Annotated in this window: 14 protein-coding genes and 3 pseudogenes; 11 read left to right on the top strand and 6 right to left on the bottom strand. The window is 59.6% G+C overall.

Translation table 11 applies throughout. The features are described from left to right. The first annotated feature begins 5 nt into the window (after positions 1-5). The 3 genes and pseudogenes from PYH37_RS29950 to PYH37_RS32570 form a co-directional block, all read left to right on the top strand. Positions 6-1,784 carry a type I secretion system permease/ATPase gene (locus PYH37_RS29950; RefSeq protein WP_280736337.1) on the top strand — a complete coding sequence of 593 codons (1,779 nt, stop codon included), beginning with the start codon at positions 6-8 and terminating at the stop codon, positions 1,782-1,784. 107 nt (positions 1,785-1,891) lie between these two features. Beyond that, a complete protein-coding gene (locus PYH37_RS29945) occupies positions 1,892-3,214 on the top strand; it encodes an HlyD family type I secretion periplasmic adaptor subunit (protein WP_280736338.1) in 1,323 nt (440 codons plus the stop codon). 533 nt (positions 3,215-3,747) lie between these two features. Then, positions 3,748-3,882, top strand: a pseudogene (locus PYH37_RS32570) (type IIL restriction-modification enzyme MmeI); the annotation flags it as partial. Here PYH37_RS32570 and PYH37_RS29940 read toward each other — a convergent pair. The 3 genes and pseudogenes from PYH37_RS29940 to PYH37_RS29930 all read right to left on the bottom strand — a co-directional run. Next, positions 3,880-4,455 (bottom strand): annotated as a pseudogene (locus PYH37_RS29940) (IS30 family transposase); the annotation flags it as partial. The pseudogenes PYH37_RS32570 and PYH37_RS29940 sit on opposite strands and share 3 nt — an antisense overlap. A 315-nt stretch (positions 4,456-4,770) precedes the next feature. Further along, positions 4,771-5,658, bottom strand: a complete 888-nt coding sequence (locus tag PYH37_RS29935; protein ID WP_280736339.1) for a hypothetical protein — start codon at positions 5,656-5,658, stop codon at positions 4,771-4,773. A 139-nt stretch (positions 5,659-5,797) separates the two neighbouring features. Then, the gene (locus tag PYH37_RS29930; protein ID WP_280736340.1) at positions 5,798-5,938 is read right to left on the bottom strand and encodes a hypothetical protein; all 141 of its coding nucleotides are present in this window, start codon (positions 5,936-5,938) and stop codon (positions 5,798-5,800) included. A 240-nt stretch (positions 5,939-6,178) separates the two neighbouring features. On the opposite strand from PYH37_RS29930, the gene PYH37_RS29925 reads away from it, so the two are divergent. From PYH37_RS29925 to PYH37_RS29915, 3 genes are all read left to right on the top strand, one after another. Continuing rightward, the gene (locus tag PYH37_RS29925) at positions 6,179-7,411 is read left to right on the top strand and encodes a metal-dependent hydrolase family protein (protein ID WP_280736341.1); all 1,233 of its coding nucleotides are present in this window, start codon (positions 6,179-6,181) and stop codon (positions 7,409-7,411) included. Between the two features lie 6 nt (positions 7,412-7,417). Further along, on the top strand, positions 7,418-7,690 hold the full coding sequence (locus PYH37_RS29920) for a hypothetical protein (protein WP_280736342.1): 273 nt from the start codon (positions 7,418-7,420) through the stop codon (positions 7,688-7,690). Positions 7,691-7,936: 246 nt separating this feature from the next. Further along, complete coding sequence (locus PYH37_RS29915; RefSeq protein WP_280736344.1) at positions 7,937-8,668, top strand: hypothetical protein; 732 nt, start codon at positions 7,937-7,939, stop codon at positions 8,666-8,668. Here PYH37_RS29915 and PYH37_RS29910 read toward each other — a convergent pair. Further along, the gene (locus PYH37_RS29910; RefSeq protein WP_280736345.1) at positions 8,655-10,046 is read right to left on the bottom strand and encodes an ISNCY family transposase; all 1,392 of its coding nucleotides are present in this window, start codon (positions 10,044-10,046) and stop codon (positions 8,655-8,657) included. The two genes, PYH37_RS29915 and PYH37_RS29910, sit on opposite strands and share 14 nt — an antisense overlap. Before the next feature lie 386 nt (positions 10,047-10,432). On the opposite strand from PYH37_RS29910, the gene PYH37_RS29905 reads away from it, so the two are divergent. The 5 genes and pseudogenes from PYH37_RS29905 to PYH37_RS29885 all read left to right on the top strand — a co-directional run bounded on the left by PYH37_RS29905 (position 10,433) and on the right by PYH37_RS29885 (position 13,472). Further along, positions 10,433-10,681 carry a type II toxin-antitoxin system VapB family antitoxin gene (locus PYH37_RS29905; protein WP_280663494.1) on the top strand — a complete coding sequence of 83 codons (249 nt, stop codon included), beginning with the start codon at positions 10,433-10,435 and terminating at the stop codon, positions 10,679-10,681. Further along, positions 10,681-11,118, top strand: a complete 438-nt coding sequence (locus tag PYH37_RS29900) for a type II toxin-antitoxin system VapC family toxin (protein ID WP_280736346.1) — start codon at positions 10,681-10,683, stop codon at positions 11,116-11,118. Before PYH37_RS29905 ends, PYH37_RS29900 begins: the two co-directional genes overlap by 1 nt. Positions 11,119-11,766: 648 nt before the next feature. Next, positions 11,767-12,999 carry a cytochrome P450 family protein gene (locus PYH37_RS29895; protein WP_280736348.1) on the top strand — a complete coding sequence of 411 codons (1,233 nt, stop codon included), beginning with the start codon at positions 11,767-11,769 and terminating at the stop codon, positions 12,997-12,999. Further along, positions 12,966-13,230: pseudogene (locus PYH37_RS29890) on the top strand (cytochrome P450); the annotation flags it as partial. The gene PYH37_RS29895 and the pseudogene PYH37_RS29890, both read left to right, overlap by 34 nt. Positions 13,231-13,232: 2 nt before the next feature. Further along, complete coding sequence (locus PYH37_RS29885; protein WP_280736349.1) at positions 13,233-13,472, top strand: DUF4158 domain-containing protein; 240 nt, start codon at positions 13,233-13,235, stop codon at positions 13,470-13,472. Positions 13,473-13,708: 236 nt separating this feature from the next. Here the strand turns inward: PYH37_RS29885 and PYH37_RS29880 are convergent, their stop codons facing one another. Both PYH37_RS29880 and PYH37_RS29875 read right to left on the bottom strand, forming a co-directional pair. After that, positions 13,709-14,086 carry a shikimate kinase gene (locus tag PYH37_RS29880; protein WP_280736350.1) on the bottom strand — a complete coding sequence of 126 codons (378 nt, stop codon included), beginning with the start codon at positions 14,084-14,086 and terminating at the stop codon, positions 13,709-13,711. Between the two features lie 58 nt (positions 14,087-14,144). Then, positions 14,145-14,324 carry a shikimate kinase gene (locus PYH37_RS29875; RefSeq protein WP_280736352.1) on the bottom strand — a complete coding sequence of 60 codons (180 nt, stop codon included), beginning with the start codon at positions 14,322-14,324 and terminating at the stop codon, positions 14,145-14,147. Positions 14,325-14,785: the final 461 nt, after the last annotated feature.

Here is a 14,785-nt window from a genome sequence, read left to right as displayed (position 1 = left end):
GGGGAATGGCAGCAAAAGCATCGGCCGACAAGCGTCGGCGCAGCAAGACGGACCTGGATTACGCGACAGGACAAATTCGCTCGTCTCTCCTGGTGCTCGCCATGTTCAGCTTCGCCATCAACGTGCTGATGCTGACGTCGCCGCTTTACATGCTGCAGGTCTACGATCGTGTTCTCGTGTCCGGCCGGGTAGAGACGCTCGTCCTACTGACGGTTTTCGCCGGGGGCGCTCTGCTTGTCCTGGGCGTGCTCGACAGCCTGCGCAGCTCGGTGATGGTCAGGATGGGGTGCTGGCTGAACGACAGGCTGGGGCCAGTGCTGATCTCGGGTGGGGTGCGTGCCCGGCTAGTCGGCGACAATGCCGGCGCACAGCCTCTGCGCGATCTCGCCCAGGTGCAGTCCTTCCTGTCCTCGCAAGGACTGACCGCGCTTTTTGACGCGCCGTGGACGCCCGTCTTCCTCGCCCTCATCTGGCTGCTCCATCCGGCGCTGGGAACCCTTGCAGTCGGCGCGGCACTGCTTCTGACGCTGCTCACCCTGCTCAACGAGCTGACGACGCGGCGAGCGTCCCAGACCGCCAGCACCAAGCAGATCGCGGCATTCCAGCAGGCTGAGTCAACGATCCGGAACGCCGAAGTGGTGCGCGCGATGGGAATGCTCCCCGGACTGCTCGAACGCTGGCGGGCGAGCAACGCTTCCTCGCTCGATGCAACCCGTTCCTCGTCGGAACGCGGCGCCGCGATACTGGGGTTTACCAAGTTCCTACGCTTCTTCGTCCAGTCGGCCACGCTCGGGCTTGGCGCCTATTTGGTTCTGAACGGAGAAGTGACTGGCGGCGCCATGATCGCGTCTTCGATCCTCCTTGGTCGGGCGCTCGCTCCAATCGAAGTCGCGATGGGAAGCTGGCGGAACTTCTTGGCGACGCGGATCGCCTATGACCGCCTCAAGTCGCGCCTGCAGGGTATCCCCGTCGAAGCACAGCGGACACGCCTGCCGGAACCCCACGGACACATCTCCCTCAAGCATGTCTCCTACGCCGCGCCCGCGACCAAGACCCACGTTATAGATGATGTCAGTTTCCGCCTGACGCCTGGCGAGGCCCTGGCGGTGATCGGACCATCGGCCAGCGGCAAGAGCACGCTGTGTCGCCTGATTGCCGGGATTGCCGCACCGTCGGGTGGAGAAATCAGGCTCGACGGCTCCGAACTCCACCACTGGAACCCGGAACAGCTGGGCCGCTATGTCGGCTACCTGCCGCAGGACGTGGAGCTGTTTTCCGGCACCATCCGCGACAACATCTCACGCATGGCCAGGGCGGACGACGACGAAGTCGTTGAGGCAGCGATGCTGGCGCACGCCCACGAGATGATCCAGCGCCTTCCACAAGGCTACGAGACGCCGATCGGCGATGCAGGCGCACGGCTCTCAGGTGGCCAGCGGCAGCGCATCGGCCTGGCGCGTGCCGTGTTCGGAAATCCCAAGATCATCATCCTGGATGAACCCAACGCGAATCTCGACCAGTCCGGCGAGACAGCGCTCGCCGCCGCGGTGAGGACGCTGAAGGAGCGCGGCGCCGCCCTCATGATCGTCGGCCACCGCCCCTCGACCCTGGCTCAGGCCGACAAGATCCTGTTCCTCCGCGAAGGGCGCGTCGAACTCTTCGGCGCGCGTGAAGATGTCCTCGGCAGGCTTCAGTTGGCTGGCGGTGAGTCAAAGCGCCTGGAGCCGCAACTGCGCGATGCCGCCGCGGCTCCGCCGCGCCTCACCGAAAGGATCGGCGAATGAACTGTACGGACGACAAGAATTTCCCTGACCTCTCAATATCCTCAAATGGGAAGGCAATCCCCGTGGCAAACGGCCGGTCGAATGTAGTTGCGCTTCCAGGGAACAGGATGCCACGCCAAGAGGCCCTGCCGGAATCCCTCACGGTGCGCGAGGTGATCAAGGGTCCGGTCCGGCTTGGTTTCGCCGTAATCGTCATCTTCATCCTTGGCGGCCTTGCGTGGTCGCTGCTTGCCCCGATCGCGGCCGGAGCGATAGCTCCCGGCATTATCAGCCCGGACGGAAGCCGGCGGACCGTACAGCACCTGGAAGGCGGCATCATTCAGGCGCTGAAAGTCAGGGACGGGGATTTAGTGCGGGCCGGCGACCCGATCGTGGTCCTTCAAAGCACTCAGGCGGCCGCGGCAAACGAACTGCTTCTCGAGCAGTCGAGAACCCTTGTGGCAACGCGGCTGCGCTTGCTTGCGGAACAGGCGGGCAACGATGCGGTCCTCTTCCCGAAGGAAATGTTGGCCGAGGGCGATCCTGGGCTGCGCGAGGTCGTTCAGGGGCAGATCTCGATCTTTGAAATGCGCCGTGCGTCATTTGCAGCCCAGCTGCAGGTTCTCGACGACCGGGAGAAACAGTTGAGGGAGCAAATCAGCGCCTTGGAGGCACAAGTCGAAAGCGCCGACCGGCAGATCGAACTTATCGCGAAGGAGCTTTTAGGAAAGGGGAAACTGCTCGGCAAGGCGCTTGTCACCGAGCCAGAAATACTTACGCTTCAGCGCTTCCAAGCCGCCCTCCAGGGCGAACGCGGTCGGTATCTCGGCTCGATCGCCGAGATCAGGCAGAAGATCGGCGAGATCGAGACCCAACGCATCTCACTCCGCGCCATGCGCTCGGAGGAAACGTCGACGGAACTCGAAAGAGTGCGGGCCGAGCTGGCGAGCGTCTCCGAGCGCCTCAATGCTAGCCAGGACGTCCTGAATCGAACGACCTTGACCGCTCCGGTAAGCGGCAAGGTCGTGAATCTGCATTTCAAGTCGGTCGGCGGGGTTATCCTGCCCGGCGAACCGATCCTCGAGATCGTGCCGACGGAGGAGCGGCTACTCATAGACGCGCGGATAGCTCCTGGCGATATCGATGTCGTGACGGTGGGGCTTACCGCGACTGTTCACCTCACCGCATTTTCAAACAGGGGCTTGCCCCGTGTGCAAGGCGTGGTCCGAACTCTCTCTGCCGATCGCATCGTCGACGAGGCGACAGGCCAAGCCTACTATCTCGCACGCGTGGAGGTGCCGAACGAAGAGCTTGCCTCTCTCGACAAAAGCCTTTCCCTCGTTCCGGGAATGCCTGCGGAGGTCTTGATCGTGACGGCCGAGCAAACCGCCTTCGACTACATGATCGAACCTTTCCGGGCAGCCTTTCGCAGAGGCTTGCGGGAAAGCTGAGGCCGCTGACCAGAGAACCGTATCGGCCTACTGGCATCCGGCCGTCTGCCGCGAGCAAGCACCGGCAGGGGGCGGATGAGAGCTGCCTGCATGCGGAGCACGCAGAAAGCTGATTAGAGATGCGGCGGCGCCAGCCAGTTAGAAATGCGACACTCAGCATCTCCGCTGGCGCTGACGGCAGCCCGCGATGAGCTCGCAAATTGAAGACGTGATCGCGCGCATGCGCATCTGGCATCCGATTCGATCTAGCGCATCCGGACTAATGGATTGGCACACGATTGAAGTTTAATCGGGGCTTGAAGTGCAACGACAAAGCGAAGAAGCTCCATGCGATTTAGATCATGCGCGATCAGTAGCGTCGCTGCTTGTTCTCAACGCATTAGCAATCCCCAAGTTTGGTGACATGGAACATGTACATCTTGTTCATCCAAGCCGGCGAACGGCGTACAAGGGCGAGGCGATCGATCACCAGGTTCCCTGATTCGGTGGAGGGGACCGTTTCCGGTCAGAAGTGAATTGGGGGAAGGGACAGCATGAACGCCGTTGAGATCGAAGAGGCTATCTCAGCTCTCGCTGAGCATGCGTTCGATTCTGCCGAGTTTCCGTATGCATTCTTGCAAGCGTTCGGAAACAAAGAAACGACGATTAGGCGGCTGCGCTCGGGTGCCGAACTTCTTGCGAAACTGGATGAGATCGCACTCCCAGTGCCCGAACTGCTTGCGTTCGGCGACAGTGCCAGGACGATGAAGAATGTTGAGTTCCGGGCTGAAGCGGCGACCGTGACGCCGTCGGGCATGCCGCGGCCGACGTCTCGCACGACGCTCCGGCAGGTGCCGCCACAGCTTGATAGCCTGGCCGTCTGCGGAATAGGCGAACTTATAGATCGTCTCGTAACTGACGCAAATCGGATGGCGCTCCAGCCGCATGCGGCCGGCGATCTGCTGCGGCGACCAGCCATGGATGATCCGCTCGATCACCGATTGGCGCACATGGGAGAACCGGGCGAGCTTGCGCAGCTTGGCTCTGCGCTCACGTGCCATCTCGTTGGCGGTCACGCAATAGTAGCCGCTCAGATCCGGCATTTGCGGATCCTCAAAAGCATTGCGCTTGAGCTCGCGGAAAATCGTCGAGCGATGCCGTCCGAGCTTCTCGGCGATGACGGTGACGCTCAGGCCGGCTGCTCGCCAGCGAGCGATCCTACGACGTTCATCCATATCGATCTGGGAGTAGGTGCGTCTCATGAACATTCCTTGCGAGCGATAACCCATTGGTATCTATCGCAAGTCGCACTTCATCCTTGAACCCACCCCCTACATGGCGTGTGGCGGCCATGTTGAAATGTCCGCCGTGGCGCAATGTTAAAATGTCACTTTGATCCGCCATACCGCACCACGATCAGCCCCGATCTGACCGGCTGGTCCGGGCCGCAAGGTGAGATCGGGGCGGGTGAGGGATACCCATCGGCTTTAGCTTTGAGAGGCGACGCCCTGTTACCTTTTCTTCTTACCGATGACAGAGCCTCTTATGCAGTCACTGACGGCGGTCACAAATGAAACTCAACGCCCCGAGTCAGATCGCTCTCTGCTTCTGAAGGAAGCCACTAGCTCGGCTCGGGCTTGATCGGAGGCTTGGCTGATGGGCAGCGCTACTCCTGTAACAGCCCCACACACCACGTCAACCGACATTGGCTGTCCTACTGTATAACGGACTGAAGCATCAATAGCCCTTATGGTCGCGTCCAAATCCGCATCTGCTGAGCGCTCCTGTTGAGGGAGCCTTTGCATCATCTCCTGGTCTCGATTGAAGCCGGGAACTAAGCTAACTCGGGCCCTTTCACTTGCACCTAAGTGGCTATACCCGTTCAACATGGCATTTCTCGCGTACAGACGGACGTGAGGGTCGACATCAGGCGCCTCAAGCAATTCAATGGCGCGATTAACAAGACGGTTTTTGTTTTCGCTTTCAAATTTGCCAAGCTGCGTCGCAACCAAGTTAATTGCAATAGCTTGGTTGACCGGATCCAGGTTGATGATCCGATTAACGATATCAGTTTGCTTCTCAGGTGATAGAAAATCACCTATATGACCGCCCGCTGCAGCTTGATACGTTGATATATCATTCGAATTGTGCCCGACTTGTGCCAGCTTTTCGTTGTACAGATCATTGGCGGCTCTGCCGAGCTGGTTGTTCCGCCTGTCAAATTTTCCCAAGGCAGTTTCTTGCCCAGCGCTGTCTCTCCAAGCTGCCTGTGGCGCTTCGCCCAGCACGGCTTTAAAGTTCCCAAGATTGCGTCCCGTTTCGCGCGGGTTGGTGGTTACTAATCGTTCTGCCACATTGGTCAGCGGTCCATCTGGAAGGTCAGAGAGATAAGTGCGTGCCTCGGCCCTCCCGCCGTCGCGGGATGAACTTTCAGCTGTACGTATCCGTTTGCTATCGCGATCCATTGGTCGACTCCGAAGTTTTTTCTTCTGCCCTATGAAGCTACCATCGGAGATTGGTCCGCTAAACCTACTTAGCGTTACATGTGTAGTCCTGCAAAGCCTTCCCCAACTCTGCAGAGAGTTAACCTAGTCATCGAGGAGACTAGAGCGAAACCGGGCGTTCAGCCAGGCCGATCGAGGAATTTCCGAAGCCGCTGTTCGACTGGACCGAGGAGCCGAAGGGTTCCATCAGGCGCTGATCTATCAGATGTGCCGGCAAGGCGACAGTTAGTAGCATCTGCATCGTGCTGTGCAATGATGTGCTGAGACCACTCTGCTGTCGACTATGCGGCGGTGGTGTCCCGTATCGTATATTGCGTCGAACACGCCAGTCGTCACCCATCGGCGTTAACGGCGAAAACTTTGTTTGACGTGCCATATTCGGCGGGCAAGTACGTTTTTCGTGCGATGGGCACCAGGGCGACTCATCACAAACAGAAATGATCGTTTTTATCATTCTTGAAAATACTAAATGGGCGACTTCATGAACGGTTACATTTTTCACGGCGGCAAGGTTCTAGACGTTGACAACGGAACGCTGCGCGACGGTCTCGAGGTCCATGTGGAAGGCGACCGCATCGTCCGCGTCTCCTCGGAGAAGCTCGATACTGCTGGAGTGGAGCGCATCGATCTGAAGGGCCGGACGCTGATGCCCGGCCTTATCGACGCGCATGTCCATGTCATCGCCACGCTCGTCGATCTCGCCAAGAACGCCGAACTTCCATCTTCTCTGATCGCTCTTCGCAGCCGCGAGATCATGCATGAAATGCTGATGCGCGGCTTTACCACGGTTCGCGATCTCGCCGGCGCCGATCTCGGTCTGAAGCTTGCGGTGGAAGAGGGGCTGATCGACGGTCCGAGACTGGTGATCTGCGGCAAGGCGCTCAGTCAGACCGTCGGCCATTGCGATTACCGCGCTCGCAACGACAAGCGCCAATTGCATCCTGCATCGCTCGGCGCGCTGGGGCGAATTGCCGATGGGGTCGATGAAGTGCGCCGCGCGACCCGCGACGAAATCAAGGGCGGTGCCGATTTCATCAAGATCATGGCGAATGGCGGCGTGTCCTCGCCGAACGATCCGATCCACGTTCTGCAGTATTCCCGCGACGAAATCCGCGTCATCGTCGAGGAAGCGGAGAACTACGGTCTCTACGTTGCCGCCCACACCTATTCCGATGCGTCCATCCGGCGTGCGGTGGAATGCGGCGTGAAATCCCTCGAACACTGCAACCTCATCACTCTGGAGACCGCGAAGTTTGCCGCGGAAGCCGGTGCGATCGCATGCCCGACCCTTGCCGCCTATGAAGGGCTGGCGTTAGATGGTGCCGCGTTCGGTCTGAGTGCGGATTCCCAGGCCAAGATCGAAACGGTGCGAACCGGGGGCCTGGAATCCCTGCGCCTGATGAAGGAAGCTGGTTTGCCAATGGGCTTTGGAACGGATCTGCTTGGCCAGTTGCACAAGTACCAGTCTATGGAGTTCGAGATCCGGGCCAAGGTGCTCACGGCGCACGACATTCTTTATTCCGCAAGCCGCGTTTCTTCGAGGCTTTGCATGATGGAGAACCAGATCGGCGTCATCTCCGAGGGCGCCTATGCGGATTTCGTCGTCGTGAATGGCAATCCACTTGAAGACGTCACAATCCTGTCGCGTCCGGAGAAAAACCTTGCCGCAATCGTTCGCGGCGGCAAGTTCTACAAAAACACGCTTGCTGCATGATCCGCGATGATTAGGGGAAGCACGCTTCCTGAAAGATTGGGGCGCTTGCTCGTCGGCGGTCTTAATCTCTTCGCGCTCGGATTGATGCTCTTGCCATTGATCCTGGTTAGTTGGTTGTCGGTGATCTCGAACGAGATCCTGTCACTGCCGGTGGAAGGTTATTCGCTGCACTGGTACCAGGAGGCTTCTCGCCAGCCGCAGTTTCTGAACGGCTTTATCCTTAGCGTTCTGGTCGCGGCCTTTGCAGCGGCCGCAGGGTGCAGAAACAGGACAGTTTAACTTTGCGGTTACACAAGGTGTCAAAGCTGATTAGAGATGCGACGCCGCCAGCCAGTTAGAAATACGACACTCGGCATCTCCACTTGCGCTGAGGCAAGCCCCCGACCGGACCGGCTGGGCCGGGTTGCAAGGAAAGGGAGGGGGCGGCTGAAGGGGCACCCCTTCGGCTTTAGCTTTCTCAGTTTCATTTATTGCGTTCCTGGTAGATGTTGCAGGCAGCTGTATGTGCAGGGCCAGGATCTCGCGATGCTTCCGGAAATCAGGCTGATGGGTGATGTCGATGTAGCCGCGCTGTCGCCGCTGCTTCGCGGGATGATCGTGACGATATCCTATGCCGATACTCACAATGGCATTGGATTAACAGCGACGGGCGCCATGAACCGCAAGTTCGTGCACTGGGCCGCCGTTCATTTCGATTGGCCCGGGTACACATCCGAAGACCTGTACAGGATGAATAAGGTCCTCAATGAAGCCGACATGCCGCCGCTCTGGGTGGTGCGGGATATGGTCCGACATCTAAAGCTTCTTCGCCGGAAAAAAGACGTCCTGCTGCCCACAAAACGTGGCCAGGACTTTCTGGCGAGACCGCAGGCCTTCTTCGATCTGATCGCGACGGATTATCTTTATGCTTATATCCACCACGGGCAGACGCAGGAGGCTGTCCGCAATCGGATGCGTTGGTGGCACGTCTTTCTCACCAATATGAAAGCAGAAACGGGCTGCTCATTGGACGACCTGGCGAACGAGCTATACCCGAGCGAATCGTACCCAGAGCCAGCAGAAATGACTGTCGAAACCTGGGCGGAAAGGTCGGCGCTCCGCTACGATATCATTCGCCCGCTGTGCTGGCTGGGATTGCTGCACGAAGACCGCGAGGGGCTGACCATTTGGCAGCACGGAACCTACCACAAGACACCCTTGTGGCCTGCCTGTTTAAAGCTGAAATCAGACATGCATCCCGAGTTTATTCTCCATTGAACTGTGCCGGGTAGGGTTGCCCTTGCTCCACCGCACTTTGCTGGGAAAGTGCCTGCCGCCGCCGAGCGATGACCGCTGGATCGTTCATGAAATCCGTCCGCTTGCCCGGCTTGCGACCCCGCGGTTTGTAGCCAATCTTCTCGCTGTTCGTCTTCACCTTCGGCGCCGGCCGCTCGTCCTGCCGCTCCTTGATATAGGCCAGCACATCGGAAAGCCGTTTGTTCTCGGTGATCGCCGCATGCGTCACCCGCTGGTCCTTGTCGAACACCCGGTAGGGCAGGGAATGCCCATTCCAGCGCACGTCGAGCCGGCCATCCGCATAGGCATAGGTCTCGACATAGCGACCAACCAGCCCGCGCGTCACCTCGTTCTCTTCCAGCATGATGCGCTGGCGCTCGTAGGAGAACGTCAGTTGCGCACCGACATAACGCAACTCGCGCAGCCGATCCGGGGCAAGGTTCATCGGCCGGTGCAGGTCATCAGGCCGGGCAGGGGAAATGGCAAACTGCCGGTTATAGCGCTCCATGAACCGAGGCAGGAAAGCGTTGCCGTCGTCCATCCCGCAGATGCCCTCCAGACGCAGATCCTTGATCAACCGATCCTGTAGCGTCCGGTTCATCCGCTCGACCCGGCCCTTCGCCTGGCTCGAGTTTGCGCAAAGAATCTCGATGTTTAGCTCTGAAAGCGCACGCCCGAACTGGGTCATGCCCTGGCCGCCCTTGGCGTCCTTCTTCGCCACCCGGAACACCGAATGCTTGTCGGAATAGAAGGCGACCGGAGCACCATGCGCCTTCAGATAGAGCTCCAGCGCCTCGAAATACGTAAACGCGCTTTCCGATCGTACGAACCGCAACTGCATCAGCTTGCCGGTCGCATCATCGATGAACACCAGCAGCGAACATGGGTCACCGCGATCTTCGGACCAGCGATGCTCGGAACCGTCGATCTGCACCAGTTCGCCATAGGCCTCGCGCCGCAACCGCGGCTGATGAAACGTGCGCCGCTGCTGGCGCGACAGCCACAGGCCGGCCTCCGCCATCCATCGGCGCAAGGTCTCGCGCGACACCGTCAGACCATCAAGCTCCGCAAGCTTCTCGGCCGCCAGCGTCGGACCAAAGTCCGCATAGCGCTCGCGCACGATCGCCATGGCATAATCGCGCACGCCGTCACAAATCCGATTGTTCGATGGTCGGCCGCGCGCCTTGTGCCGGATCGATGCTGCACCATCCGTCCGGATCCGCTCCAGGAGCCGGCGAACCTGGCGCGTGCTCAAGCCCAGGACATGCGCCGCCGAAACAATCGTCATGCGGCCGTCGATCACCTTCGACAAAACCTCAATCCGCTGCAGATCGCGCTCGCTCATCGCAATCAATCCCATCCGCAATCTCCCACGTCATCAAATCGCGGGGAGTGTGACATCCAACTTTGCAGGACTGCACACTTTAACCTCTACAAATGTTATAACATTACGGATCAGATAAGGTTTATTATGGAACTGAGGCCTTGATATTGTTTCTCAAATATCTAATCTTGAAACTTGTGTTCCTGCTTGGCGTTCCGGAATGCGATAGGCGTGCCGTTCACACATCCCAGGTTCGGCCCAAACCGCGTGTTCAGACGGGCAGTTGGTTTCTCTCCTTCCGAACTGCCCAGAGGGCGTGCTTGGCTATCGCTGGGTGCGCCCTAACCTTGCAAATCCCGTATATTCCAGCTAGAAATATTCGTATATTCCCAAATGGGATATCCGTCCTCAGGAGAAACCCGATGTCTCTCTACATTCGCGATGATGCGGTTGACGAACTGGCGAAGCAGGTCCAGCAGGTCATCAAGGCTCCCAACAAGACCGAGGCGGTACGTACAGCGCTGCTCAACGAGCTGGAACGCGCCCAGAAAGCTATACCATTGAAAGAACGTATTAAAAAGATTCAGGATGATGTTCGCGCTGCTATGGGTCCGGATGACCCGAATTTCGATATGAAGAAATTCACTGATGAACAGTGGGGCGGCATCTGATGTTTCTGGACGCCTCCGCCATCGTTGCTATCGTGGGCAACGAGGAAGACGCAGATTTTCTGATCTCCAGAATCGAAAATTCGAAAAATCAGATCTACTACTCATCGATTTCGATTTACGAGGCCGTCATCAGCCTTGCTCGCAAAAAGCGGGACGCGGCATTCGGCAACCAAGTGCCGATCCCGCCTCATTTGATTGATCTGGCGCAGAAACACATTGACGCATTCCTTGAGGCGATCGGCGCGAAAGAAATGGCTATCGGCAGTGCTATGCATCGCAAGGCGGTCGAAGCCTGTCAAACCTATGGGGGCGTTGTCGCCCATCCGGCAAGGCTCAATTTCGGAGACTGCTTCTCCTATGCGTGCGCGAAAGCGTACCGCATCCCCCTGCTCTTCAAAGGCGACGATTTCTCAAAAACAGACATCGAGGCGGCCTAGGCTTGCCGCAAGCGTGTTGGGACGGGGGACGGCTCCCTTCCCAGCGCTTCCCCCTGACCCCTAAACAGCTGATCGTTTCTGCACGCCGACCCCGTTTGTTCGGCGTTTAACGTCTTTTCGCGGCCGCGCTTCTCTCCGGGATCGGCCTCAGCCCTCCCACGATGGGGTCCAGTAGATGATGTGGTCCAATCTATGGCGTACGCCGCTCTCGCCTAAATCGGGCCTGAAAGCCGCCGGGCCAGCGCTCGCGCGATGCGCAGCCGCTAGACCCTCTTGCGCATGCGCTTACGGCGAGGCACCAGGCCGTACATCATCATCAGGTTTTCCTTGTCAAAATTGCCATCCGCACGGCCGTTGAACGACACACTTTCACGCGCAGCGTGGAATGGGTCTCAATCGCTGTCTGTTTCTCGGCATCAAAGGCGGCCGATCTGCCAATTTCGCGCTGTTCTTGTTCCGACGTTCCGTGTCTGGCGACGTCTGATATGCTACATGGCACGGCTAGATCCATGATTGTTTTAAAAGACTTTTCTTCTTTGGCACGGTAGGTGCAAGGGTGTCCGCGAACGCCTCGCTCATGTAGGAGAGAAGTTTGTCGGACAATGATTTGCAATGGCTGTCGGGAGCGTTCTTTAAGGAGTTGTTGGCATGCGCGTAGAAAACGATCATTGCGATATGATCGGTGTGTCGGCCGCTCCCACTGAACTTGATAATCTGTCTTCTGCGATTCTGCAGCAGGGGGGGATGGCGCGAGTGTCGCTGCCAGGCGATGTGGTGACCTGGGCGGCAGGTGGTCACCAGACGCTCAGGCGGATGCTTTCCGACCAGCGTTTCAACAGGGACTGGCGACAGTGGCGGGCGCTGCAGGACGGCGAGATTCCCGAGGATCATCCGCTGATCGGGATGTGCAAAGTGGACAACATGGTCACGGCGCATGGCGCCGATCACCGGCGCTTGCGCGGCCTGCTGTCCAGGAGCTTCGCGCCCGGTCGTATCGCCTTGCTGGCGCCACGTATCGAACAATGCGTCGATCGACTCCTGGCCGAGATGGCGCAGCGCGGCGGCAGTGCCGATCTGATGAGCGAGTTCGCCGTTCCGCTGCCCACCAACGTGATCGCCGAGCTGTTCGGTTTGCCGTACGAACAGCGCGAGGAGATCGTCGCGCTCACCTACAGCCTGGCCAACACCTCCGCCACAGCCGCAGAGGTGCGACAGACGCGGCAGCGCATCCCGGAGTTCTTCCGTCGCTTGATCGCGCTCAAGCGGGGCCAGCTCGGCGACGATCTGGCTTCGGCCCTGATCGTCGCGCGCGACAACGGCGAGCTCGTTTCGGACACCGAGCTCATCGACATGCTATTCATGGTGCTCTCTGCGGGCTTCGTGACCACCACCGGCGTCATCGGCAATGGCGTGCTTGCTTTGCTGACGCATCCGCAGCAACTGCACCTGGTGCGCAGCGGCCAAGTTCCGTGGTCACAGGCGATCGAGGAGATCCTGCGCTGGGGCAGCGCCGTGGCCAATCTGCCGTTCCGCTATGCCACCCAGGACGTGGAGATCGACGGATGCATGGTCCGCCGCGGCGACGCCGTCCTGATGTCGTTCCATGCGGCGAACCGGGACGAAGAGGCCTTCGGTCCCGGCGCCGACAGGTTCGATGTCACCCGGCGGCACAACCCGCACCTGTCGTTCGGCGAAGGGCCGCATTTATGCCTGGGCGCTGCGCTGGCGCGCCTGGAATTGCGCTGCGCCTTTCCCGCGCTGTTCCGGCGGCTGGAGGATCTGGCGCTGACCATCGCCGCGGAGGACGTCGTCTACATGCCGTCTTACGTCATTCGCTGCCCGCAGCGCCTGCCGGTCACCTTCCGCTCTTCCATCGCTTAGAGAGTGCGGCATTCACCCCGGATTCGGTGATTCTCGGTTCGCCGGTATTGCTGGTCTCGCACGATCGTGGCGCCGGTCTTCAGCAACGGCAGGGTGAAGCTGCTCGCGCAGCAGGTCGAGGCGATCGCCGCGCAGTTGTTCGAGACGCTGGCGGCCCAGCCCCAGCCCGCCGACCTGCGGCGCCACCTCTCCTTTCCGCTTCCGGCCATGGTCATCAGCGCGCTGATGGGCGAATGCGCAAGCACGAACTGCTGAGCGAAGCCGAGCGGGAACAACTACTGGGATTCCCGGCGGATTGTGACGACCTGGCCCGACTTTACACCTTTGAGCCCGGCGACCTCGATCTGACCCGGCGTCGCCGAGAGGGCCCCAATCGCCTCGGCGTTGCCCTTCAGCTTGCGCTGTTTCGCCGCCCGGGCATGCCCCTCGCTCAAATTCTTCAGAGCTACGGCGGGCCGAAGGCGATAGCATGAGGAAACAAAAGCAAACCCCGCTCTTGACCGACGCGCGAAACGCCGAAATCAATACACCAAATGACATCAACCAGGCGGGCGAAAGTCGATCCGGCGAGCTGTACTGTCCGGCATTTGCCGGAATCGATTCGAAGCTTTTGTTCGGCCCCTCCCCTCGCGCGCTCTCCTCCCACCCGCTCGGTGCGAAAATCAGCCACTCGTCATCCGCGCTATCCGAGATCGTCCTGCACCTTTGGTCAGGAAATACCCTCTTCCGTCGCGGCCGGGCGGGCCTGCGGCACGGGGTGAACGTCCAGATAGGGCATCAAAGTCTGCATCGTTTTCGCTGCGATCATTTCGTGCGGGCCGTCGTCCGACACCACCGTCACGTCGGCCAGAGCATAAGTTGGGTAACGGTCATCGATCAATTTGCGCAGGGCGCCTTCGGGGTCGGGCGTTTGCAGCAGCGGCCGGTTGGCGCGCCGACGCACGCGGCGGATCAATACGTCGAAATCGGCCTTCAGCCATATCGACACCCCCTGCTCCGAGATCTGCGAGCGGCTCTCGGCATTCATGAACCCGCCGCCGCCGGTCGCCACTACTTTCGGTCCTTCGGCCAAGAGCCTAGCGAGCATCCGCCGCTCCCGGTCGCAAAAATAGGACTCGCCGTGCCGGGGCAAGCTTTCCGGATCGTCATGCGGTGCGCCGCTTCGATTCGGCATCGGCGTCAGCAAAATCGAGCCCGAGCCGCGCCGCGAGCGGCCAGCCGAACGACGTCTTGCCCGAGCCCATCATGCCGACGAGCACAATGCAGCGCCCACCTAAAGCGGCGAGCAGAGCCGCTTCCGGCTTAGAATTGAGAGACTTGTTCATGGCGCCCTGATAACACGTACGATCTTGCACAGCTGTACAGCTTGTTACCCGAAGCGCTGATGGACTCGAAGCAGTTTCTCGGCGTCGCGAACAACGCCTCCTTCATCACGGTTGATCCCAGAGTGCGGCACGTCTGAGAATGGCTAGTCAAATCGGATTTCCTGTTTCACAGCACGGCAAGATGCTGACGATACCCGAGGACTTGAGCTACTGATCGGATGTGTCTGCCTCTTCCTTGCGTTCGCTATATCGCGAGTGAACAGCGTGAACTAACCTAAGTTATAAGCCAGGGGCCAGAGGCCCTTCGGCTCTCTCCACAGCGACCGTCCCCGTTTCGGTCGCGGAGACGCGGCGCGAGATGGCTCGCCGTGACTAGGACGAGGTGCAGGCACAATCACCGCCGACTGCATTCTCGATGAAGCTCGCTTCCGGCTCTCTGGGCGAACTCGTCAACTCTGTCG

It is taken from the genome of Sinorhizobium numidicum (assembly GCF_029892045.1).
GTDB lineage: Bacteria > Pseudomonadota > Alphaproteobacteria > Rhizobiales > Rhizobiaceae > Sinorhizobium > Sinorhizobium numidicum.
The sequence above is the reverse complement of the archived record's forward strand: the minus strand, read 5'-3'. Positions and strand labels throughout refer to the sequence as shown.